At 75.0% G+C, this 22,167-nt stretch carries 23 protein-coding genes; 8 read left to right on the forward strand and 15 right to left on the reverse strand.

The window, feature by feature from the left end; all coding sequences use genetic code 11:
• Positions 1–88: 88 nt before the first annotated feature.
• The 4 genes from D0Z06_RS07875 to D0Z06_RS25695 are packed head-to-tail and all read right to left on the reverse strand — an operon-like array spanning position 89 to position 3,108.
• Positions 89–664, reverse strand: coding sequence for a potassium channel family protein (locus D0Z06_RS07875; RefSeq protein ID WP_117376821.1), 576 nt, complete (start codon positions 662–664; stop codon positions 89–91).
• Between the two features lie 59 nt (positions 665–723).
• On the reverse strand, positions 724–1,215 hold the full coding sequence (locus D0Z06_RS07880) for a hypothetical protein (RefSeq protein WP_117376822.1): 492 nt from the start codon (positions 1,213–1,215) through the stop codon (positions 724–726).
• A 7-nt stretch (positions 1,216–1,222) separates the two neighbouring features.
• Complete coding sequence (locus D0Z06_RS25690) at positions 1,223–2,617, reverse strand: DUF2252 domain-containing protein (RefSeq protein ID WP_233517528.1); 1,395 nt, start codon at positions 2,615–2,617, stop codon at positions 1,223–1,225.
• Positions 2,611–3,108, reverse strand: coding sequence for a hypothetical protein (locus tag D0Z06_RS25695; protein ID WP_199522198.1), 498 nt, complete (start codon positions 3,106–3,108; stop codon positions 2,611–2,613). The genes D0Z06_RS25690 and D0Z06_RS25695 overlap by 7 nt, the downstream gene beginning before the upstream one ends.
• A gap of 117 nt (positions 3,109–3,225) precedes the next feature.
• On the opposite strand from D0Z06_RS25695, the gene D0Z06_RS07890 reads away from it, so the two are divergent.
• The 5 genes from D0Z06_RS07890 (at position 3,226) to D0Z06_RS07910 (ending at position 6,791) form a co-directional block, all read left to right on the forward strand.
• Positions 3,226–3,798, forward strand: a complete 573-nt coding sequence (locus tag D0Z06_RS07890) for an HdeD family acid-resistance protein (RefSeq protein WP_158579909.1) — start codon at positions 3,226–3,228, stop codon at positions 3,796–3,798.
• A 12-nt stretch (positions 3,799–3,810) separates the two neighbouring features.
• A complete protein-coding gene (locus D0Z06_RS07895) occupies positions 3,811–5,382 on the forward strand; it encodes an MFS transporter (protein ID WP_117376825.1) in 1,572 nt (523 codons plus the stop codon).
• Positions 5,379–5,840 carry a DUF6325 family protein gene (locus tag D0Z06_RS26205; protein WP_233517529.1) on the forward strand — a complete coding sequence of 154 codons (462 nt, stop codon included), beginning with the start codon at positions 5,379–5,381 and terminating at the stop codon, positions 5,838–5,840. Before D0Z06_RS07895 ends, D0Z06_RS26205 begins: the two co-directional genes overlap by 4 nt.
• A 62-nt stretch (positions 5,841–5,902) precedes the next feature.
• A complete protein-coding gene (locus tag D0Z06_RS26210) occupies positions 5,903–6,256 on the forward strand; it encodes an SHOCT domain-containing protein (protein ID WP_117376826.1) in 354 nt (117 codons plus the stop codon).
• Between the two features lie 52 nt (positions 6,257–6,308).
• Positions 6,309–6,791 (forward strand): DUF1269 domain-containing protein, encoded by a 483-nt coding sequence (locus D0Z06_RS07910; protein ID WP_117376827.1) that lies wholly within the window; start codon positions 6,309–6,311, stop codon positions 6,789–6,791.
• An 88-nt stretch (positions 6,792–6,879) separates the two neighbouring features.
• Here the strand turns inward: D0Z06_RS07910 and D0Z06_RS07915 are convergent, their stop codons facing one another.
• The 7 genes from D0Z06_RS07915 to D0Z06_RS07945 form a co-directional block, all read right to left on the reverse strand.
• Positions 6,880–7,272, reverse strand: coding sequence for a SpoIIAA family protein (locus D0Z06_RS07915; protein ID WP_158579910.1), 393 nt, complete (start codon positions 7,270–7,272; stop codon positions 6,880–6,882).
• 81 nt (positions 7,273–7,353) lie between these two features.
• Positions 7,354–7,650, reverse strand: coding sequence for a three-helix bundle dimerization domain-containing protein (locus D0Z06_RS25300; RefSeq protein ID WP_158579911.1), 297 nt, complete (start codon positions 7,648–7,650; stop codon positions 7,354–7,356).
• Positions 7,651–7,777: 127 nt separating this feature from the next.
• Positions 7,778–8,986, reverse strand: a complete 1,209-nt coding sequence (gene fahA / locus D0Z06_RS07925; protein ID WP_117376829.1) for a fumarylacetoacetase — start codon at positions 8,984–8,986, stop codon at positions 7,778–7,780.
• Positions 8,983–10,188, reverse strand: a complete 1,206-nt coding sequence (locus D0Z06_RS07930; RefSeq protein WP_117376830.1) for a homogentisate 1,2-dioxygenase — start codon at positions 10,186–10,188, stop codon at positions 8,983–8,985. Before D0Z06_RS07930 ends, fahA begins: the two co-directional genes overlap by 4 nt.
• 131 nt (positions 10,189–10,319) lie before the next feature.
• Positions 10,320–11,951: an FAD-dependent monooxygenase gene (locus D0Z06_RS07935; RefSeq protein WP_199522199.1), complete on the reverse strand. Its 1,632-nt coding sequence runs from the start codon at positions 11,949–11,951 to the stop codon at positions 10,320–10,322.
• Positions 11,952–11,954: 3 nt separating this feature from the next.
• Positions 11,955–12,917, reverse strand: coding sequence for an MBL fold metallo-hydrolase (locus tag D0Z06_RS07940; protein ID WP_117376831.1), 963 nt, complete (start codon positions 12,915–12,917; stop codon positions 11,955–11,957).
• Positions 12,918–13,056: 139 nt separating this feature from the next.
• Positions 13,057–13,626 carry a hypothetical protein gene (locus D0Z06_RS07945; RefSeq protein ID WP_117376832.1) on the reverse strand — a complete coding sequence of 190 codons (570 nt, stop codon included), beginning with the start codon at positions 13,624–13,626 and terminating at the stop codon, positions 13,057–13,059.
• 153 nt (positions 13,627–13,779) lie between these two features.
• Between D0Z06_RS07945 and D0Z06_RS07950 the strand changes: the two genes are divergently transcribed.
• Positions 13,780–15,216, forward strand: coding sequence for an aldehyde dehydrogenase family protein (locus D0Z06_RS07950; protein ID WP_117376833.1), 1,437 nt, complete (start codon positions 13,780–13,782; stop codon positions 15,214–15,216).
• 223 nt (positions 15,217–15,439) lie between these two features.
• Here D0Z06_RS07950 and D0Z06_RS07955 read toward each other — a convergent pair whose 3' ends face one another.
• Genes D0Z06_RS07955 through D0Z06_RS07970 form a run of 4 tightly spaced genes read right to left on the reverse strand, consistent with a single transcriptional unit; the run spans position 15,440 to position 20,408 of the window.
• A complete protein-coding gene (locus D0Z06_RS07955) occupies positions 15,440–16,885 on the reverse strand; it encodes a gamma-aminobutyraldehyde dehydrogenase (RefSeq protein ID WP_117376834.1) in 1,446 nt (481 codons plus the stop codon).
• Between the two features lie 40 nt (positions 16,886–16,925).
• Positions 16,926–17,309: a hypothetical protein gene (locus D0Z06_RS07960; RefSeq protein ID WP_199522200.1), complete on the reverse strand. Its 384-nt coding sequence runs from the start codon at positions 17,307–17,309 to the stop codon at positions 16,926–16,928.
• Positions 17,296–18,876 (reverse strand): FAD-binding oxidoreductase, encoded by a 1,581-nt coding sequence (locus D0Z06_RS07965; protein WP_117376942.1) that lies wholly within the window; start codon positions 18,874–18,876, stop codon positions 17,296–17,298. The genes D0Z06_RS07960 and D0Z06_RS07965 overlap by 14 nt, the downstream gene beginning before the upstream one ends.
• Positions 18,877–18,878: 2 nt before the next feature.
• Entirely contained in the window at positions 18,879–20,408 is a 1,530-nt protein-coding gene (locus D0Z06_RS07970; protein WP_199522201.1) for a (Fe-S)-binding protein, read from the reverse strand.
• A 101-nt stretch (positions 20,409–20,509) separates the two neighbouring features.
• On the opposite strand from D0Z06_RS07970, the gene D0Z06_RS07975 reads away from it, so the two are divergent.
• Both D0Z06_RS07975 and D0Z06_RS07980 read left to right on the forward strand, forming a co-directional pair.
• Entirely contained in the window at positions 20,510–21,319 is an 810-nt protein-coding gene (locus D0Z06_RS07975; RefSeq protein WP_199522202.1) for a FadR/GntR family transcriptional regulator, read from the forward strand.
• Positions 21,316–22,035 (forward strand): cache domain-containing protein, encoded by a 720-nt coding sequence (locus D0Z06_RS07980; RefSeq protein ID WP_117376836.1) that lies wholly within the window; start codon positions 21,316–21,318, stop codon positions 22,033–22,035. Before D0Z06_RS07975 ends, D0Z06_RS07980 begins: the two co-directional genes overlap by 4 nt.
• The last annotated feature ends 132 nt before the right edge of the window (positions 22,036–22,167 follow it).

The following is a 22,167-nucleotide window of genomic DNA, read 5'->3' on the forward strand; positions in this document are numbered from 1 at the left end:
GCCGGCCGGCCCCGCCACCGTGCCCGCGGCCGGGTCCGGGCTGCCTCACCCCCCGGGGGTGAGGGGCCGCCGGCCGGCGTCGCGCCCCTCAGCCGGCCGGGTCGCGCCGCCGCGTCCCGAGGCTGCGCTGCACGGCGTCGACCAGCACCTTCACCACGAGACCGAGGACGACGAGGTTCGCGACCATCTGCACGGTCACGAGCACCCGGGCGACCTGGCTGACCGGCGTGATGTCCCCGAACCCGACCGTGGCGAACACGGTGACGACGAAGTAGAGCGCGTCGGCGCGGGTCAACGGCTCGCTGAAGGCGTCGGGCAGGGAGTCGGACAGGACGACGTAGACCGCGGCGAAGAGGACGAGGAACAGGGGCACGGTGAGCGCCAGCGCCTCCAGCCCGCGCAGCGTCGGGAAGGGCGCGCGCAGGATCGCGCGGACCTGCCACACCACCAGGGGCCCGACCAGTCCCAGCCCGGCGAGCAGCGCGAGGACGGTGCCCGCCCCGAACCCGCTGTCCAGCGGCAGCAGGAAGTAGCCGGCCGTGACCGCGGTGGCGGTGCCCGCCGTGCGGACCGCGGCCCGGACGAGGGCACGCCGGTGGAGCTGCGGCGCGGCGCGGGCCGGGCGCGGCGCTTCCCCGGTACCCGGGGCCGGCTCGCCGTCCACGCGCCGGAGGCTAGCCCGCTGCCCGTCCGGCCGGGGTCGTCCCGCGCGGGCCGGCACGGTCAGTGCACCAGTGCCTTGACGCCGATGACCAGGGCGCCCACGAGCGCGACGAGGGTCGCCTGCACCAGGGCCCGACCCACGGGGGCACCGGCGAACCGGGCGGCCCAGTAGCCGTAGAAGCCGATCAGGCCCAGGCCGGTCCACGTGGCGAGGTCGAAGGCGGTGCCCAGCTCGAGCAGCCCGAGCGCGGCGAGGACGAAGAACACCGCGGGGAACCCGGCGCCGAAGGCCACCGCCCCGGCGTCGCCGGTCATGTGCCGCACCTGGGCGCGGGTGACGCGGTGCCGCTGGCTGGTCTCCACGCCCACGACCTCGCTGTAGATCTCGGCCAGCCCCACGGCCACGCCGGAGGCGACGAGCCAGGCGGCCATGGCCCCGGCGCCCGGCGGGTGCGTCTCGCCGGCGACGACGAGGGCGAGGCCGATGATGGCCCCGTACACCACCCGGGCGACCCGGCGGGAACCGAGGTGGGCCTCGACGGCGGCGCGCACTGCGGCCTCACACGCCGGTGGTGGCCGTGATCCGCTCGGCGGCCACCGCGTCGGCCAGCGCGCGGTGGTCGCGCTCGGCCGTGTCCGCGTAGGTGTCGGCGTAGGCCACGAGGGCCCGGTCGAACGCCGGCGAGGAGCCGAGGTAGCCGGCGATGGCGATCCGGTCCCCGGAGCGGGCGTGCGCCCGGGCCAGGCACCAGGCGCACAGCTCGGCGTAGATCTGCATGGCCCGCGGCCGCATGCCCTCGATCTCCACCGACCCCTTCCAGTCCCACAGCTGGCGGACGTAGAAGTCGCGGTGCACGCCGTCGATCCCCTGGGTGCGTCGCCAGCCGAGGAAGAGGTCGCTGGACTGCTGCATGAGGCGCTGCCCGGCCACCACCCGCTGGCCCTCGTTGCGGTACCGGTTGGACCGGAGGAACTCGGCGTGCACGGAGGGCTCGGCCTCCTTGACCTGGAGGAGCAGCGGGTCGTCCTCGTCCCGGCCGACGAGGAGCAGCACCCAGCACCGGGTGCCGACGCTGCCGACACCGACCACCTTGCGGGCCAGGTCGACGAGGGTGTAGCGGCCCAGGAGCACCCGGCGGTCGGACTGCAGGGTCTCGGCGTACCCGTCGACCAGTTCGCGGAGGGCGCCGGTGAGGTCCCCGGTCTGCTCCGGGGGCAGCAGGTCCTCCAGCGGCACCACCAGCGGGGGCTGCGGGCGGATCCGCAGCCGCCCGCCGGCGACGGTGGTCAGCCGGCCGAAGGCCCGCAGGTGGTCGCGGCTGCGGGCCCGCTCCAGCCCCCGCTCGAGCCGCCGGCGGCGCTTGGCGTCCAGCCGGGGCGCCACCTGCTCGCGGAGGAACTCGGTGTCGACGTGGCTGTACCAGACGTCGAGGTCGCGCATCCCGGCGAAGCGGGCCATCGCCGTGCGGTACCGGGTTGCCGCCGCGGCCACGACGGCCTCCCGCTGCTTGCGGGAGAAGCCGTTCTCCCGGCCGGCGAGATCCAGGCTGGCCGCCAGGCGCTTGACGTCGTACTCGAACGGCCCCGGCAGGGTCTCGTCGAAGTCGTTGGCATCGAACACCAGCCGCCGTTCCGGCGAGGCGAACAGCCCGAAGTTGGCCAGGTGGGCGTCCCCGCAGATCTGGGCGGTCAGGCCCGTGTCCGGCCCGGCGGCGAGGTCGGCCGCCATCACCCGGGCCGATCCGCGGAAGAACGCGAACGGCGAGGCCACCATCCGGCCGTAGCGGATCGGCACCAGCTCGGGCACCCGCGCCCGCCCCTGCTCCTCGAGCAGCGCCAGCGGGTCGGGGCCCTTGCGCAGGACCTCGGCGTGGGCCTCCAGCGGCACGCTGCGCCGGACCGCCCTGCCGCGCGCACGTCGGGTCGCGGGGTCGCCCGCGCCGGTGGTCAGCACGTCGACCCCACGCTGTCGGCGAGGGCGCGCACGTCGTCCGCGAGGGTGCGCACGGCCGTCCCGACGTCGCCCAGCGCCGCGGCCGAGGGGTCGGACCGCGCGTCGTCGACGGCCGTCCGCAGCGCGTCGACGTCGGTCTCGACCCGGTCGGTCTGGTCGTCGTGCTCGTCGCGCCCGTCCGCGACGACGGCCTGGACGTCGGCCTGGATCCGGTCGAGCTGGTCCTGCACCGCGTCGAGGCCGTCGGCCCGCAGGTCGACGTCCCGCAGGGCGGCCACCGAGCTCTGCAGCTCGTCGACCGAGCCGCACACGGCCGCCTCGCCGCCCGCCTCGCCGCCCGCCGCGGTGCTCGACCCCTCCGTCGCGGTGGCCGAGCCCTCCGTCGCGGCGGTGTCGTCGCCCTCCGAGGAGCCGCAGCCGGCGACCAGGGCGCCGGGGAGCAGGGCGCCGGCGAGCAGCAGGACGGGGACGGACCGGGGCCATCGGGTCATGGGGACGACGATGGCCCGGCCCGCGCGCCCGGGGATCCTCCGCCCCGGATGAGGCGGGCACCGGGTCGTGGCGCGACCGTCGGGTCCGCACTGCTGCCCCGCGCACCGGAGGTCGCCATGTCCGCGCCCGTCTCCGACCGCACCGGCGGGTCCCCACCCGAGCGCACCACCCGGGCCGGCCGGACCGCACTGGTGGTGTGCGGTGCCGCGGCCGTCGTCGTCGGCGTCGTCCTGCTGTTCAACCCGACCGCCGCAGCCCGGACCCTCGCGCTGCTCGTGGGTCTCGCCCTGGTGCTCGGCGGCCTCCTCGAGGTCTCGGCCGCCCTCGCCGGCGGGCGGAGCCGGTGGGGCGTCCTGCTCGGCCTGGTCCTGGTCGTCGGCGGGGTGATCGCCGCGGTGTGGCCCGGTATCACGCTCTGGTCGCTCGCGGTCATCACCGGCATCTCGCTGCTCGTGCACGGCGTCGCGCGGTTCGCGCTCGCCGTCGCCGCCCGCCACGAGGTCGCCGGCTGGGGGTGGCTGGCGGCCGCGGGCCTCCTCAACGCCGTGGTCGGCGTCCTCGCGCTGGCCTGGCCGGAGGCCACGGTGCTCGTGCTCTCCGTGCTGTTCGGCGCGCAGGTGCTCGTCTTCGGCGGCCTCCTGCTCGTCGCCGCCGCCCTGCTGCCGCGCGCGGCGCCCGCCGGGCGCTGAGGAGAGCGCGCCATGACCCGACCCGGGACACCGAGCCGGACGGCGACCGCCGCCCGGGGGGCGTTGCTGCCCCTGGCGCTCGCGCAGTTCATCTGCAGCTTCGCCGGCTCGAACATGAACGTGATGATCAACGACATCAGCGCCGACCTGGACACCACCGTCCAGGGCGTGCAGGTGGCGATCACGCTGTTCCTGCTGGTCATGGCCGCGCTGATGATCCCGGGCGGGAAGCTCACCGACCGCTACGGCCGCAAGCGCTGCTTCAACGTCGGCCTCGTCGTCTACGCGGTCGGCGCGCTGCTCAGCGCGGCGGCTCCGGGCCTGGGCGTGCTGATCCTCGGCAACTCGATCCTGGAGGGGATCGGCACCGCGCTGCTCATCCCGCCGGTCTACATCCTCACGACCCTGCTGTTCACCGACGTCGCCTCCCGCGCCAAGGCGTTCGGGGCGATCAGCGCGGCCGGCGGGGTGGGCGCCGCGACCGGGCCGCTGATCGGCGGGCTGATCACCCAGACCATCAGCTGGCGGGCCTCCTTCGTCTTCCAGGCGCTGGTCATCGGCGGCATCGTGTGGCTGGGCCGGCGGATCGAGGACCCGCTGCCCGCCGACCCGAGCCGGCACTTCGACGTCCGGGGATCGGTGCTCTCCGCGGTCGGCCTGGTCCTGCTCGTCGGGGGGATCATGGCCGCGGACGACAACGTCTGGCTCATGGTCACCCTGCTCGGCGCCGGGGCGCTGTTCCTCGTCGGGTTCTTCGCCTCCATCCGGGCCGACGAGCGGGCCGGCCGGGAGCCGCTGCTGTCGACGTCGCTGTTCCGCAACCGCACCGCCAACCTCGGCATGGTCACCCAGAACGTGCAGTGGCAGGTGCTGCTGGGCACGTCCTTCGTGGTGGCCGCCTACCTCCAGATCGTCCGCGGGTACAACGCGATCGAGACCGGCCTCATCTTCACCGCGGCCACCGTCGGCCTGCTGCTGTCGTCGCTGGCGGCCGAGCGGTTCGCGAAGCGGCGGGCGCAGCGGACGCTGATCGTGGCCGGCTTCGCGGTCACCCTGGCCGGCGTCGGGGTGCTGCTGAGCCTGGTGGCGTGGACGCCGAGCGTCTGGGCCTTCGCCCCCGGGCTGTTCCTCATCGGCTTCGGCCTCGGCGGGATGCTGACCCCCTCGGTCAACGTCGTGCAGTCGAGCTTCCCCGAGGACAAGCAGGGCGAGATCTCCGGCCTGTCGCGCAGCGTGTCCAACCTCGGCTCGTCCATCGGCACGGCGCTGGCCGGCACCGTGCTCGTGGCCGGGATCGCGGCCACGCCCGGGCGGTCGTACGCGCTGGCGATGGTGGTGCTGGCCGCGGTCGGGCTGCTCGGGCTCGGGGCCGCGCTGCTGCTGCCCCGGGACGCCGGCGTGACCGCCTCGGGGCCGGCGGAGGTCCCGAGCCCACGGCCGGGGGAGCGGGCGGCACCCGGGAGCCCGGCGGCGCACTCGTCCGCCGGGGATGACGCGGGAGCCGGACGCCCCGCCGACGCTGGGCCGAGCAGGAGGCCGCCGGGCTCGCGGACGGCCACGGACCCGCAGGGAGAGCACCGATGACCGCTGACCTCGACGCCGCCGCCGTCCTCGACGAGATGGGACCGGTCGACTACCTGGTCGTGGAGTTCCCCGTCGAGGGGCTGCGCGGGGAGATCTTCCCGCTCCTGGTCGACCTCGCGGACCGCGGGATCATCCGCGTCCTGGACCTCGCCTTCGTCCGCAAGGACGAGGACGGGACGGTCAGCACGGCCAGCGTCGTCGACGTGGCCGGCATGGCGGCGCTCGACGCCGGCCTGCTCGAGGGGGTCCGGTCGGGCCTGCTCGGCCCCGACGACCTCCACGAGGCGGCCGCGGCCATGGAGCCGGGCCGCGCGGCCGGCGTGCTGCTCTACGAGAACACCTGGGCCGCCCCCTTCGCCACGGCCTGCCGGCGCGCCGGCGCGCAGCTGGTCGCCAGCGGGCGGATCCCGGTCCAGTCGCTGCTCGCGGCGCTGGAGGAGACCGAACCGGCCGGCTGAGCCCGGTCGTCCACCGCCCAACCCACCGATCGACCCAACCCACCGATCGACGAGGAGGTCCCATGCCAGGTCTGCTCCGGGGGGTCGCACGCACCGCCGTGGTCGCGGGCACCGCGACCGCCGTCTCCAACCGGGTGTCCCGGCGCCAGGCCGGCCGCTGGGCCGGCCGGGACGCCGCCCAGCAACAGGCCGCCCCGCAACCGGCCTACCAGCAGCCGGCCTACCAGCAGCCGGCCTACCAGCAGCCGGCCTACCAGCAGCCGGCCTACCAGCAGCCGGCGCCCCCGCCCCCTGCGGCGGGGACCGACACCGACACGAGACTCGCCCAGCTGCGCGAACTGGGGCAGCTGCACGAGGCCGGCGTCCTGACCGACGAGGAGTTCGCCGAGCAGAAGCGCCGGATCCTGTCCTCCTGACCCGACGACCCGAGCACCGACAACCCGAGCACCGACAACCCGAGGAGAACCGATGGCCACCATGACCGTGTGGAAGTTCCCGTCCCCCGACGGCGCCGACCTGGCCGAGGGGACGCTCAAGGACCTGCAGAAGCAGGGGCTGATCACCGTCCACGACGCCGCGGTCGTCAGTTACCCCGAGGGCGCGAAGAAGCCGAGGACCCGCCAGCTCAACAGCGTGGCCGCCGCCGGCGCCCTGGGCGGGGCCTTCTGGGGGATGCTCTTCGGGCTCATCTTCTTCGTCCCGCTGCTCGGCATGGCCGTCGGCGCGGCGTCGGGAGCTCTCGCCGGCAGCCTCACCGACGTGGGCATCGACGACGACTTCATCAAGCGGGTCCGCGCGGAGATCAAGCCGGGCACCTCCGCCCTGTTCGTGCTCACCTCCGGCGCGGTGGTCGACCGGGTCCAGGACGCCTTCGCGGGGCAGCAGATGCTGCTCATGGAGAGCAACCTGAGCCGCGAGCAGGAGGACAAGCTCCGCGAGGTCTTCGCCTGAGGCTCCCGCTCGGGATCCCCGCGTCCCCGAGGACGCGAGCGGTGCCCACGCCCCGGGTCCCCGGGACGTGGGCACCGCTGCCGTGCGGTCAGCCCGCCGGCGCCGCGCCGGCCGTCGCCTGCTCGCCCGCCGTCTCCTCGTCGGCGGCGACCCACGCCTTGGCCCGGTCCAGCTCACGGACGGGGAAGGCGCGCATCCGGCCGGGCAGCAGCACGGAGAGGACCCGCATCGCCGGGCGGAGCCACTCCTCGTCGCTGACCACCGCGACGCGCTCCCACGCGGTCGGGTGCCGCGCGGCGAAGCCGAGCTCGGCACCGGTCGCGTCACCCTCGTGCTCCCGGACCTCGGGGCCCAGGACGTACAGCAGCCGGATCTTGCGGCCCTCGGCCACCTCGCGACGCAGGACCGGGGCGACCACCTCGTCGAAGTCGTCGTCGTCGACCTCCCCGCCGGCGGTGAAGCCGAGGGTGCCCGGTGGCATGTCGTGCATTCTCCTGAGCATCGCGTCCTCCTGGTCGCATCGTGTCCTGACCTGCCCGCCGGCCACCTCCGCCGGCGCAGCTCACCGGCTCGCGACGAGTCGTGCGGGTTCCGCGCGGGGGCGCGGGACGGTCCCGGCGTCCGCGGGTGCCGCCGCCTCCCGGGCACGCTGCCGGTAGGCCGCCCGCAGCTCCTTCTCCACCAGGACGGGGACGAAGGTCTGCACCCGGGCCCCGGCGAAGCGCGCGACCACCAGTGCGGCCCGGGCCTCGACCTCCGGCCGGGGGACGCCGTACGCCTCGCTGATCCGCTCCACCAGCGGCCCGACGAAGTCGGCCCCGGGTGATCCGGCCGGATGGCGGGTCGGCCTGTCGGTCACGGTGCCCGCTCCCCTCGCCGGTGGTGCCGGACGCAGGGTGGCCCACCCCGGTCCCACCGGGGATCACCCCGGCCGGATGACCGGCGCGGGAGGCGCTCCCGGTCGCGGGCCCGCCCCCGGCCGCCGCTCACCGGGCGGGTTCGACCCGCCCGGTGACCTCGCCGAGGGCGATCCGGCCGCCGCCGGCGCCCGGGGCGGTGGCGGTGATGGTGACCTCGTCGCCGTCGGCGAGGAAGGTGCGGGTGGTGCCCTCGGCGAGCGACAGCGGCTCCTTCCCGCCCCAGGACAGCTCGATGAGCGAGCCGCGCTGGTCGCGGTCGGGGCCGGAGACGGTGCCCGAGGCGTAGAGGTCGCCGGTGCGCAGGGAGGCGCCGTTGGCGGTCAGATGCGCCAGCTGCTGGGCCGGGGTCCAGTACATGCCGCCGAACGGCGGGCGGGAGACGACCTCCCCGTTGAGCCGCACCTCCAGGGTGAGGTCCAGGCCCCACGGCTCGGCGCCGGTGTCGTCGAGGTAGGGCTGCAGCGGCACGTCGCGGGCCGGCGGGGCGACCCGGGCGGCCTGCAGGGCGGCCAGCGGCACCACCCAGGGGGAGACCGAGGTGAGGAAGGACTTGCCGAGGAAGGGCCCGAGCGGCACGTACTCCCAGGCCTGCAGGTCGCGCGCCGACCAGTCGTTGACCAGGCAGACGCCGAAGACGTGGTCGGCGAAGGCGCCGATCGGCACCGGGGTGCCCAGCTCGGAGCCGGCGCCGACGACGAACCCGACCTCGGCCTCGATGTCCAGGCGCTGCGAGGGCCCGGACGTCGGGGCGTCGTCGGCCGGGGCCTTGCGCTGCCCGGCCGGGCGGACGACGGGGGTGCCGGAGACGGCCACGGTGCCGGCGCGGCCGTGGTAGCCGATCGGCAGGTGCGTCCAGTTCGGCGTCAGCGGCTCGGAGTCGGGGCGGAACATCCGGCCGAGGTTCTCCGCGTGGTGCCGGGAGGAGTAGAAGTCGACGTAGTCGGCGACCTCGACCGGCAGGTGCATCCGCACCCGGTCGCGGGGGAGCAGGTGCGGCTGCACCCGGGCCCGGAGGGCCCCGTCGGTGAGCCACCCGGTGATCCGCTCGCGCAGGTCGGCCCAGGCCCGCGGCCCGCGGGCCAGGAAGGCGTTGAGCGAGCCGGTGCCGTGCAGCGGGTCGCCGGTGACCGCCGCGAGGTCGAGGACGGCGTCCCCGACCGCGACCCCGGTGCGCCGGCGGCCCGAGGCGTCGGAGAAGACCCCGTAGGGCAGGTTGTCGAGGCCGTAGCCGGTGCCGGCGGGGAGGTCCAGCCAGGTCGCTCCCGGATCGCTCATGCGCCCGGCCCCCGGCCGGACCAGGTCCAGGCGTACTTCCCGTCGTCGGCAGCGGTGCCGGCCTCGCCGAGGTCCAGCGGGCGGAAGGTGTCGACCATGACCGCGGTCTCGTCGAAGTACTCGACGCCCAGGGCGTTCTCGATCGCGCCCGGCTGCGGGCCGTGGGAGTGCCCGCCGGGGTGCAGGCTGATCGAGCCCTTGCCGATGCCCGAGCCCTTGCGGGCCTCGTAGTCGCCGTCGACGTAGAACATGACCTCATCGGAGTCGACGTTGGAGTGGTAGTAGGGCACCGGTACGGCCAGCGGGTGGTAGTCGACCTTGCGGGGCACGAAGTTGCAGATGACGAAGTTCTGCCCCTCGAAGACCTGGTGCACCGGCGGCGGCTGGTGCACGCGACCGGTGATCGGCTCGAAGTCGGCGATGTTGAAGGCGTAGGGGTAGAGGTGCCCGTCCCAGCCGACCACGTCGAAGGGGTGCCCGGGCAGCACGTGGACGGTGCCGGCCAGCCCGCCGGGGCCGCGCCCGCGGTGCTTGACGTAGACCTCGACGTCGCTGCCCTCCCGCACGAGGGGCTCGGCGGGGGCGCGCAGGTCCCGCTCGCAGTAGGGGGAGTGCTCGAGGAACTGCCCGTACCTCGACAGGTAGCGCTTGGGCGGGGCGATGTGGCTGTTGGCCTCGACCGCGTAGGTGCGCAGCGGCTCGGTCCCGGTGGGGATCCAGCGGTGCGTGGTGGTGCGCGGCAGGATGACGTAGTCGCCGCGGCCGACCTCCAGCGCGCCGAAGACGGTCTCCACGGTGGCCGACCCGCGCTCGACGTAGACGCACTCGTCGCCGGTGGCGTTGCGGTAGTACGGGCTGGGCAGCGACGAGACCGCGTAGGAGATGCGGACGTCGGCGTTGCCCAACACCAGCCGCCGGCCGGTGACCGGGTCGACGGCCTTGTGCTCCTCGCCCGGGAACAGGTCGTGCAGCTTCAGGTGCCGCGGCACCAGGGGTGCGTTCGGGGTCAGCGACTGGTCGGGCAGCTCCCAGGGGCGGGCGTCGACGATCGCCGAGGGCACGCCCGCGTGGTAGAGCAGCGCCGAGTCGGACGAGAAGCCCTCCTCGCCGACCAGCTCCTCGTGGTAGAGCCGGCCGTCGGGACGGCGGAACTGGGTGTGCCGCTTCGGCGGGACCTCGCCCACCTGCCGGTAGAACGCCATCGGGCATTACCTCCTTCGGCCCCCGTGCGGGGTCCCGCCGCCGGCCCTCCTGCAGGGTCCCGCCACGAGCGTGCGAGTGGTGGGGAGGCAGGAGGGTCCTTCTCCGGCGGGGGGCACGGGGGTCCTCTTCTCTAGGCCGGGACGGGGGAGGGGATCGGGCAGGCCAGGGACCGCGCCACCGCGCCGGCCACCGCGGCCGGGTCGGTGAGGACGGCGGCGACGTGCGCGTCGGGGCGCAGCACCCAGAGCTCGCCGGGGCGGGCGCCCAGCGCCTCGGCGAGCAGCCCGCTCGGGTCGAGGTCGCCGATGCGGTGCACGGCCACGGGGGGAGGGCCTCCCTGCCCCCCACCACTCGCGAGCTCGCGGTGGGCCCCTGCCGGGAGGCCGGACGAGTCGGGCACCGAGGCGCCGTCCCCGAGCAGGACGGTGACGCCCTCGCGGGCCAGCCGGCGCAGCCGGACGACGTCCGGCCGGCCCGGCACCGTCACCGGGCAGTCGGGCACCAGCACCCCGGGGGCGGGCACCGGGACCTCGCCGCGGGCCGGGCGGCCGGGGAACGGGCGCTGCGGGTCGGGGGTGGTGAGGGGGGAGTCGACGTACCAGAACGGTTCGGCCAGCCGGCCGGAGTCGACCTGCGCCCGCGCGGCCGGGTCCGTCGCCGCCCGCTCGAGCACGTCGAGCCGGTGCGCGGCCTCCTCGGGCGTGCCGGGGACCAGGAAGCGCATCGTCGCCCCGGTGACGTCGAGGTTCTCCAGGGCCGCGGCGTGCCGCTCGGCGTGGTAGCTCTCCAGCAGTTCCTCCGGCGCCCACCCGTGGCGCACGAAGGCGATCTTCCAGGCGGCGTTCTCCGCGTCCAGGACCCCCGAGTTCAGCCCGCGCGCCCCGAAGGGGCTGACCAGGTGGGCGGCATCGCCGGCGACCAGCACCCGCCCGACCCGCATCCGGTCGACCACGCGGGAGTGGAACCGGTAGACCGACTTCCACACGATCTCGTAGCCGCGGTCGCCGATGACCTGCCGGATCCGCCGGTCCAGCGCCCCGGAGGCCTCTTCGGCGGCCAGGTCGAACTCCGGCGGCACCTGCCAGTCGATCCGGAAGGTCGAGTCGGGGCAGGGGTGGATGAGCACCTGGCGGCCCGGGTTCCACACCGGGTCGAAGTAGAAGCGCCGCTCGGTCTCCCAGCCGGGCAGGTCGGTGCGGATGTCGCAGATGAGGAACTGGTCGCCGAAGGTCTGCCCGTCGAAGTCCAGCCCCAGCACCCGGCGGACGGCGTCCCCCCGGGCGCCGGCGCAGGCGACGAGGTGGCTGCCGCGGACCTCCGTGCCGTCCGCGCACGCCACGGTGACCCCGCTGCCGTCCTGCGCGATGCCGACCGCCTCCGCGCCCCAGCGCACCTCGATGCGGGGCTCGGCGGCGATCCGCTCGTCGAGCAGCTCCTCGGTCTCGCACTGGGAGATGTTGACGAACGGCGGGAAGGGGGAGCGGCCGCGGTCGGCGAAGGCGAAGGAGAACAGCTCGCGGTCGCGGTGGAAGGTGCGCGCCGTCGTCCACGTGACGCCGCGGCGGGCGACCTCCGCGCCGACGCCGACGGCGTCCCACACGTCGAGGACGTCGCGCTGCTGGCAGATCGCCTTGCTGCCGACCGGGTCGCGCTCGGGGCGGGCGTCGAGGACGACGACCGGCAGCCCCCAGCGCGCCAGCAGCAGCGCGGCGGTCTGCCCGACGGGGCCGCAGCCCAGCACGAGGACGGGGAGGTCGCCCACGGCTCAGCCCTGCAGCTCGGCCCAGACGGCACGGTCGCGCTCGGCGGTCCAGATGACGGGCCGCTCGACGCCGGCGAACTCGTCCCACAGCCGGGAGACGTCGAAGGGCAGGCAGTGCTCGAAGATCGGCCAGGCGCCGTACTGCGGGGCCAGCGCGGCGTGGGTGGCCTCGAACGCCTCCTTGAGCGTGCCGCCGGCGCGGTGCACGTCGCCCACCGTGCGCTGCATGGTGAGCAGGAAGTCGCGGGTCTGCTCGATGGCGGCGTCGACCTCGCCGCGGCCGCGGGCGATCTTCCCGCGGCCGCCGACCAGCTGCTCGGCCCCGAGGGCCTTGACCCGGTCGAGGGTGCCGGCGGCCCAGTCGAAGTGGAAGGCGTCGCCGGTGTAGAGCGCGGCCTGGGACTCCACCAGGTCGCCGGCGAACACGATCTCCTGCTCCGGCAGCCAGGCGACGATGTCGCCCTCGGTGTGGCCGCGGCCGAGGTGCTCGAGCACCAGCTCGCCGCGGTCCCCGCCGAGCTCGATGGTGAGCCGGTCGCGGAAGGTCATCGTCGGCCAGGTAAGGCCGGGGATGGACTCGGGCTCCTCGAACAGCCGGGGCATCCGGCCGTACTCGCTCTCCCAGTCCTCCTTCCCGCGCTCGGCGATCAGGTGCTTGGTCTGCTCGGAGCTGACGACCACCTCGGCGTCGAAGGCGCTGGCGCCCAGCACGCGGACGGCGTGGTAGTGCGACAGCACCAGGTAGCGCACCGGCTTGTCGGTGTGCTCGCGCAGCCTGGCCAGCCAGCGGCGGGCGGCGACCGGGGTGGCCAGGGCCTCGAAGCAGACGAGGAAGTCCTCGCCCTCGATCGCGCCGAGGTTCGGGTCGCCCTCGGCGGTCAGCGCGTACACGCCGTCGGCGAGCACCTCGAGGGTCTGCTCCTTGACGCCCAGGTCGGCGGAGGAGGCGAAGGGCTTGGCGGCCATGGAGAACTCCCGGTGCGTGTTCTATATGCGAGCGATGCATCCGCTTTCCGCAACAACCGTACGTCGCTGTGGTCGCGGGCACAACACCCCCGATGCTGCTCCGCCGGGCCGGTCCGCGCGACGCCCCCGCGTGCCGGGGTCAGGCCCGGCGGCGCTGCCGGTCGATCGCCTCGAGGACCGTCTTGCGGCCCGTGCCGAGCTCGCGCTCGGCCCGCTCCGCACGGTCGAGCTGGCTGTCGCCGTCCATCCGGGCGATGCGCCCGCGGGCCTCGGGAGCGGTGAGGTCGAGCAGCTCGGCGGCCGCACGGGCCTCCTTCGCCGCGTCGGTGTTCGGCACGTGCTGGCCGTCACCGGACTCCTTGGCGCGCTCGGTGGCCCGCCGCTCGTCCTCGTCGAGCAGCTGCCACGCCGCGTCGGGCAGGTAGCGCCGGGTGCGGTCGCCCGCGCGGGCCCGGTCGCCGCCGTCGGCGGTGTGCCAGTCCTGCTCGCCCCACTGCTCGAGGTGCCGCTGCGACTCCGTGCGCTCGCCGGCATGCCGGTAGCCGCCGCCGGCCTTCTCGTACCCGGTGGTGAGCAGCTGGCTCTTGCGGGCGCTCCACTGCCCCGGCCGGCCGCCCCGGTCCCCGGCCTTGATCTCCTCCTTGAGCCGCTCGCGCAGCTCCGGCTCGGTGTAGTCCCGCTCGTACTCCTCGGCCGACTTCCCGCTCATGCGGGGCGCTGTACCCCGCCCGGCCGGCGGTGACGCGGGGTGCCGGGACGGCGCGTCGTGCGCCCGCCGGTGTCCGGACCGGCGCTCGCCCGCGGCGGCCGGCGTCCGCAGACTTCGGCGCGCAGAGCCCCGCCCGTCCGTCGAGGAGGACGCATGACCACCCCGTACTGGGTCGCCGGCCGGCCGGCCACCGGCACCGAGCCCCTGGAGGTGCGCTCGCCGTGGGACGGCGCCCGCGCCGGCCGGACCACCCTGGCCACGCCCGCGGACGTGGAGGCCGCGGTCGCCGCGGCGGCCGCCGCCCGGCCCGCCTGCGCCGCGCTGCCCGCCGCCGCCCGGGCCGCCGCGCTGGACGCGGTCTCCCGGCAGCTGGCCGAGCGGGCCGAGGAGGTGGCCGCGCTCATCACCGCGGAGTCGGGCAAGCCGCTGAAGTGGGCCCGGCTGGAGGTCACCCGCGCGGTCTCGACCTTCCGCTGGGGTGCCGAGGAGGCGCGCCGCTGGTCGGGCACCCTGCAGCGGCTGGACACCGACCCGGCCGCCACCGGGCGCCTGGCGCTGGTCCGCCGCGCGCCCCGCGGCCCGGTGCTCGGCATCGCGCCGTTCAACTTCCCGCTCAACCTGGTCGCCCACAAGGTCGCCCCCGCGATCGCGGCTGGTGCGCCGATCGTGCTCAAGCCGGCACCGGCGACCCCGCTGTCGGCGCTGCTGCTCGGCGAGCTGTTGGCCGGGACCGACCTGCCGGCCGGCGCCTGGTCGGTGCTGCCCACGACCAACGAGGTCGCCGCCGGGCTGGTCGGCGACCCGCGGCTGCCGGTCGTCTCCTTCACCGGGTCGGTGCCGGTGGGCTGGTCGATCCGCGAGTCGGCGCCGCGCAAGCACGTCACCCTCGAGCTCGGCGGCAACGCGGCCGTCGTCGTCGGTCCGGACCAGGGCGACGAGAAGTCCCTCGGCTGGGCGGCCTCGCGCATCGCCACCTTCGCGATGTACCAGGGCGGGCAGTCCTGCATCTCGGTGCAGCGGGTCTACGCCCACCGCGACGTGGCCGGCGCGCTCACCGAGCGGGTCGTCGCCGCGGTGCGGGTCCTCGGCACCGGCGACCCGGCCGACCCGGCGACCGACGTCGGCCCGCTGGTCGACGAGCAGGCCGCCCGCCGGGTGGAGAGCTGGGTGGACGAGGCGGTGGCCGCGGGCGCGACCGTGCTCACCGGCGGCACCCGGGACGGCGCCACCTACGCACCGACCGTGCTCACCGGGGTGCCCTCGACCGCGCGGGTCTCCTGCGAGGAGGTGTTCGGCCCGGTCGTCGTCCTCGAGGCCGTCGACTCGCTCGACGAGGCCTTCGCGCGGGTCAACGACAGCCGCTTCGGGCTGCAGGCCGGCGTCTTCACCCGCGACCTGCAGGTGGCGTTCCGGGCCGCGCAGGTGCTCGACGTGGGCGGCGTGGTGATCGGCGACGTGCCCAGCTTCCGCGCCGACCAGGTGCCCTACGGCGGGGTCAAGGACTCGGGCACCGGCCGGGAGGGTGTGCGCGCCGCGATGGAGGACCTCACCGAGGAGCGGGTGCTCGTCCTCACCGGCATCGACCTGTAGCCGCCGCGCGCCTCGTCCCTGGCCCGCTCCTCCGCGCCCCCGCCCCCGCCCCCGCCCCCGCCCCCGTGATCATGGGCTTCTTGCCGGCGACACGCGCCGGCACGCCGGGCGGGCCGGCAAGAAGCCCATGATCACCCCGGGAGGGGGCCGGGAGGGGGCCGGGAGGGGGCCGGGAGGGGGCCGGGAGGAGGCCGGGAGGAGGCCGGGAGAGGGCCGGGGCGGCTCAGCTCTCGATGTTGGCCATGACGTGCTTGACGCGGGTGTAGTCCTCGAACCCGTACATCGAGAGGTCCTTGCCGTAGCCGGAGTGCTTGAACCCGCCGTGCGGCATCTCGGCGACCAGCGGGATGTGGGTGTTGATCCACACGCAGCCGAACTCGAGCGCCCGGCTCATCCGCATGGCCCGGCCGAAGTCCTTCGTCCAGACGCTGGAGGCCAGGCCGTACTCGACGCCGTTGGCCCAGGCCAGGGCCTGCTCCTCGTCGCTGAACCGCTGCACGGTGATCACCGGGCCGAAGATCTCCCGCTGCACCATCTCGTCGTCCTGGCGCAGGCCGGCGACGACGGTCGGCTCGACGAAGAAGCCGCGGTCGCCCTGCCGGCGCCCGCCGGTGGTGACCTCGGCGTGGTCCGGCGCCCGGTCGAGGAACCCGGTGACGTGCGCCAGCTGGGCGGCGTTGTTCACCGGCGGGACCAGCGCGTCCTCGTCCCCGGCGCCCCCGTCGAAGGTGGTCCGCGTGCCGCGGGCCTGCTCGGTGAGCGCGGCGACGAAGTCGTCGTGGATGCCCGGCCCGGCCAGCACCCGGGTGGCGGCGGTGCAGTCCTGGCCGGCGTTGAAGTAGCCGGCCACCGCGATGGCCTCCGCCGCGGCCTCGAGGTCGGCGTCGTCGAACACCACGACCGGCGCCTTGCCGCCGAGCTCGAGGTGCACCCGCTTGACGTCGCGGGCCGCGGTCTCGGCCACCTGCATCCCGGCCCGGACCGACCCGGTGATCGACACCATCTGCGGGGTGCGGTGCTCGACCAGCGCGCGGCCGGTGTCCCGGTCGCCGCAGATCACGTTGAACACGCCCGGGGGCAGGAACTCCGCGGCCAGCTCGGCCATCCGCAGCGTGGTCGCCGGGGTGGTGTCGCTGGGCTTGAGGACGACGGCGTTCCCGGCGGCGATCGCCGGGGCGAACTTCCAGACCGCCATCATCATCGGGTAGTTCCACGGCGTGACCTGGCCGATGACGCCGACCGGCTCGCGGCGGATGAACGAGGTGTGCCCGGCCATGTACTCCGCGGCGGCCCTGCCCTCCAGGTGGCGGGCCGCACCGGCGAAGAACCGGATCTGGTCGACCATCGGCGGGATCTCCTCCGACGCGGTCAGCCCCAGCGGCTTGCCGGTGTTGCGGCTCTCCAGTGCCACCAGCTCCTCGCCGTGCGCCTCGATGGCGTCGGCGAGGCGGAACAGCGCCAGCGACCGCTCCGAGGGGGTGGCGTCCCGCCAGGTCTCGAAAGCGCCCGCGGCCGCCCGGTACGCGCGGTCGACGTCCTCGGGGGAGGACACCGGCGCGGATGCGAAGACCTCACCGGTCGAGGGGTCCACCAGGTCCATCCGGCGGCCGTCGGTGGTGTCCACGTGCTCGCCACCGACGAAGTTGCGCAGTTCGAGCTTCTCGCTCACGGGAGATCCCTCTCGTCCGACTCCACGACTGATCCGGTCGTCATGATCCTGCGGGACCACCGATCGGTCCAGCCGCAGGGCCGTCAGCCTGCGGATCCGTGGCCCCGGGCTCGGCGGCTCCCGCCTCGAGCTCCGCCTCGACCTCCGCCAGCAGCGCCGACCCGGTGACCACCCGGCCGGCGAAGTGCCGGTGCATCCACTCCAGGTGGTCGTGCCGGCTGCGCATGATCCGCAGCGTGTCCCAGTTGGGGAACACCTGCTGCAGCACGTGGGTCTGCATCAGCCGCGGGTCGACCTCGTAGACGTGCTCGAAGGTCGTCTGCGCCACCTCGCTGACCCGCAGCGGCGCCGGCGGCGTGTGCTGCTCGGCGAACCGGTAGGGCGCCGTCGCGGCCGGGCCGCCGGGCTGCTCATCGGTTCTCATCGGTGGTGTCCCTCCCGTAGGCCCGGTCGAGCAGGTACTTGCCCGGGTTCATGACGTTGTTCGGGTCCAGGGCGCGCTTGACCTCGAGCATCACGTCGAAGCCCTTGCCGAGCTCCTGCGGCAGGAGGTCGACCTCGCCCTCGCGGCAGGAGCCGTGGCAGGCGCTCATCGAGCCGCCGTGGGCGATCGCGACCGCGGCGATGTCGCGCTTGGCCTGCACCCAGGCCGCCCAGGCCACGTCGTCCAGGCGCTGCTCCCAGATGCCCACGTCGATCTCGGTGAGGTAGTCGACGCCGGTGGCGGCCGAGGTGTAGGCGAACATCCCCCAGTCGTCGAAGACGTCGGTCTTCCGGCGCAGGTCGGCGACGATCTCGTGCCAGGCGCGGCTGACGGCGGGGACGGCGGAGTAGTTCACCGCGGCGTCCTCGCAGTGCCAGGACATCGGGATGACCTGGCCGTCCTTGGTGCGGCCGTGCAGCGGGGTGGCGTACCGGTCGTGCCGGGCCGCCCAGTCGCCCTCGCTGATCTCGTCGCCGAGGTAGCGGGCGCGGTGCTCCCTGGCGATGCGGAACAGCCGCCGCCCGCCGGCCCGGACCTCGTCCTCGTAGCCGTACATGACCGCGCAGACCAGCGCGCGGACGTCGGTGGGCTGCGGGATGTAGGCCTCGTCGTCCCGCCGCAGGTAGGCGACCTTGTGCTCGTCGAAGAGGACGGCGCCGGCGAAGGTGGCCACGCCGGCCCGCGCGAGCGCGCCCACGCAGGCGTAGGCGTCGTCGTAGCTGTCGAACGCCCAGAACGGCGAGAGCTCGGCCTCGGGCTTGGGGAACAGCTTGAGCGTCGCCTTCGTGGCAATGCCCAGCGTGCCCTGGTGGCCCATGAACAGGTGCTTGAGCTGGTACCCGCTGGAGCTCTTGCTGATCTTGCCGCCGATGCCGTCGCCGACGTGCAGGACCTCGCCCGTCGGCAGCACGTGGTCGAAGCTGAGCACCAGGTCGCGGGTGTGCCCGTAGCGGGAGCCGATGAGCGACCAGCCGCTGGTGCCGATCCGGCCGCCGACCAGCGAGCACGGGTAGGACGCCGGGTCGTCGGGGTAGAACAGCCCGTGCCGCGCCAGCCGCTCGTTGAGCTTGAGCATGTTGATGCCGGTGCCGACGGTGACGGTCCGGTTGACCAGGTCCAGCTCGTGGACCTGGTTCATCCTCTTGACGTCGACGACGATCCCCCGGCGGTGCGGGACGGCGCCGTCGGTGAGCCCGGTGCCGCCGTCCCGCGGGACGACGGGGATCCGCAGGTCGTTGGCGATCTTCACGACCTCGGCCACCTGCTCGGTGGAGGTGGGCAGCACGACCGCGTCGGGCACCCGCTCGGACCAGCGGTGCACCGGGAACGGCGCGGGCACCCGCGCGCGGTTCCAGCGGTCGGTCTTGGCCAGCAGGACCTGGTCGTCGGCGAGCACCCGCCGCAGCGCGGTGACCAGGGTGGTCAGCGCCGCGTCGTCCAGCGGCTCGCGGGTGAACGGCGCGGTGCCGATCGGCTCGGCCCCCAGGGTCGGTTCGGTCGTCGTCATGGTCAGTGCCCCCCGCACCCGCAGCCGGAACCGGAACCGCAGCCACCGCCGCCGCAGCCGCCGGAGCTGCCCCGGGTGCGGCGTGCCCGCCCGGGGACGCCGGTGCGCTCCTGCGCCAGCCGCCGGTCGCCGACGTCCCCGCGGGAGCCGCCGACGGAGATGCCGAGCGACTGGGCGAACAGCTCGTGCAGGTCGACGACGTCGATGTCCTCGGCGTCGCCGGCCTCCGACAGCGGCCGCTCCGACCACGGGCAGGCGCTGACGAGGGTGTCGACGTCGAGCTCGGCGGCCCGCTCCAGCCGCAGCGCGCTGATCTTGCGCGTCAGCTCGGGCTTCTCGATGGGCAGGCCACCGCCGCCACCGGAGCAGTAGGACCACTGGGTGACCCGGTCGACGTCCTCGAACCGCAGCCCGGGGATGGCCCGGAGCAGCTCGCGGGGCTCCTGCCAGATGCCCTTGCGCTTGTTGAGCCGGCAGGGGTCGTGGTACGTGATCGCGCGGTCGACCGGGACGGACGGGGTCAGCCGGCCCTCGCGGAGCAGCTGGGCCAGGACCTCGATCACGAGCACGACCTCGATGTCGAACTCCTCGCCGAAGTACTTCGGGTAGTCCTCGGTGAAGCTGATGTAGTCGTGCGGGTCGAGCACCAGCACCCGCCGGGTGCCGGTGGCCCGCCAGTTGTCCAGGTTGTGGCGGGCGAAGCGCTGCGCCTGCTCGGCGTAGCCCATCTCCGCGGCGGGGCCGCCGCAGCACCACTGCTCGCCCATGAGCCCGAACTCGTAGCCGGCCATCTGCAGCACCTGGGCCACCGCCCGGGGCACCGACGTCCGGTAGAACGCCGCCTCGCAGTCGACGAACAGCACCGTCTCGCCGCCGACCGGGATGTCCAGGCCCTCGGCCCAGTCGCGGACCGACTCCTGGCCGACCGGCGTCTCGCCGAGCACCGGCTCGTGGGTGCGCAGGTCGGTGCGCTCGTTCCAGATCTGCCAGTTCGGCTGGTGGACGCCGCTCTCGACGGCCAGCGAGCGCACCGCCTTCACGACGTCGACCGTGCGGGTGCGGAAGCGGTAGAAGTCGCCGGTGAACAGGGTATTCGGGCAGCGCAGCTCGCAGGCGCCGCACTGGGTGCAGTTGACGTAGTCGGCGGCGATGTCGGCGATGTCGAGCTCGCCGCGCTCCATCGCGATGACGTTGGCGTGGAAGGCGGTGGGCGTCCAGGACTCGTTGCGTTCGACCTGGGTGACCGGGCAGACCTCGCGGCAGAACTTGTGGCCCGACGAGAAGCAGTTGTAGGAGGCGTTGCGCCACTGCTCGACGAAGGCGGCCGTCCGTGGGTCCTCCCGCGGCGGGGGGACCGGGCCGGCGAGCGTCTCGGGGAAGTCCGCCAGCTCCGGCGGGTTGGACGGGGCCCCCGGCGTGAACGGCTCGGACAGGGCGTCGATCTGCCGGGGGGCGTCGACCGGCGGGGCGCCGTCGCCCGCGGCGGTGCGGGGGGTGGCCCCGGGCGCCCGGTCGGGCTGGACCTGTGTCACTGCGTGCTCCTCGTCACAGGGGGGCTGGGGTGAGCGCCACGCTAACCGGCTTAACCTATGGATTCAACGGTTAAGCTCCCGCTGCCGGGGTGTCACACTTCGTGGCAGGACCCTTCCAGGAGGCGACCGTGCAGCTGCTCAGCGGTGACGCCCGGCGCGCCGTCTTCGCCCCGCTGGACGACGGCGCGCTGCGCAGCGAGGCGGTGGTGCGCCGCGTCGGCAGCGCCATCGCCCTGGGCCTGCTGGCCGACGGCGAGCAGCTGCCCACCGAGACCGACCTCGCCACCATGCTCAAGGTCTCCACGGTGACCCTCCGGGAGGCGCTGGCCGAGCTGCGCAAGCTCGGGCTGGTGGAGACCCGCCGCGGGCGCGGCGGCGGCAGCTTCGTGCGGGCCCGCGACGACGTCCTGGCCGAGCTGGCCGAGGCCCGCCTGGTCGAGCTGGGCACCACCGACCTGCGCGAGCTCGGCGACGTGCACGCCGCCGTGGCCGCGGCGGCCGCCCGGCTGGCCGCGGTGCGTGCCTCCCGCACCGAGATCGCCCGGCTGCGCGACATCGTCGACCGGCTGGCGTCGGCCGGGTCGGTCACCGGCCAGCGGCGGATCGACGGCCGGTACTACATCGAGCTGGCGGCCTGCGCCCAGTCGGTGCGGCTGACCATGCAGGAGATGGACCTGCACCTGGAGCTGGGCCAGCTGCCGTGGCCGCCGGCGCACTCGCCCGGCCTCCTCGACGTCATCGTCGCCGGGCACCGGGCCGTCGTCGACGCGATCGAGCACCGGGACGCGGCCTCGGCGCGCGCCCTCACCGAGGCGCACATCGAGACCCGCACGCTCTGGTCGGTCGAGCTGCGGCTGCAGCGGCTCGGCGGCGCCGCCCCCGCGGCGGGCAGCCGCCGGGAGGTGTCGTGACGTCCGGGCGGGCGGGGGAGGCGGCGCGGGTGGCGGCCGCGGTCTCCGGACTCGTCGAGCAGGTCTTCGCCACCGTCGACCGGGTGCACGAGGCGGTGCTGCGCTCGGTCGAGCGCTCGGGGCTGCCGGCCACGCGCTGGGTGCTCCCCGAGGGGGTGCAGCTCCTGCTGCGGGCACCCGGGCAGCTCGCCGTCGGGCTGGGGCTGGTCGTCGCGCCGCGGGCCGAGGAGGGGCTGCCGCTGCGCCTGGAGTGGTGGCAGGCCGACCCGGACGGCGGCGAGGTGCACACCCTGGAACCGGACCTGCGCCCCAGCAGCCTGGGCTACTACGACTACACGACCGCCCCGTGGTTCGACGTCCCGCGCCGGACCGGGCGGCGCCACGTCTTCGGCCCCCACGTCGACGTGCACGGCACCGGCCGCTACGTGCTCACGCTGACCGAGCCGGTGCTGGCCGGCTGCGGGTTCGTGGGCGTGGCCGGCGCCGACGTCCCGGTGCGCCGGTTCGAGACCTCCGTGCTGCGGCGGCTCGGCGGGGCGGTGGCGCCCTTCCTGCTGCTCAACGACGAGGACCGCGTCGTCCTCTCGACCTCGCCGGGGTGGCTGGTCGGCGACCTGCTCGCGGCGGACGCCGTCCCGGAGGGGCCGGTGGCCGGGATCGGCGGCACCCCGTGGCGGCTGGTCCTCGTCGACGCGCGGAGCCGGCTCGACGCCTGACCGGCCGGCGCCGCGAGGGCTGCGGGCGGGTCTGCGCCGGCGGCGACCGGACGCGGGCGCAAGTCCCTTGTCCTCTGAACTCTGCATCTATAGGTTTTCGGGAACCTGTGGCCTGCGGCACACCGCTGCCGC

This window comes from Geodermatophilus marinus, from assembly GCF_003428645.1.
Lineage (GTDB): Bacteria > Actinomycetota > Actinomycetes > Mycobacteriales > Geodermatophilaceae > Geodermatophilus.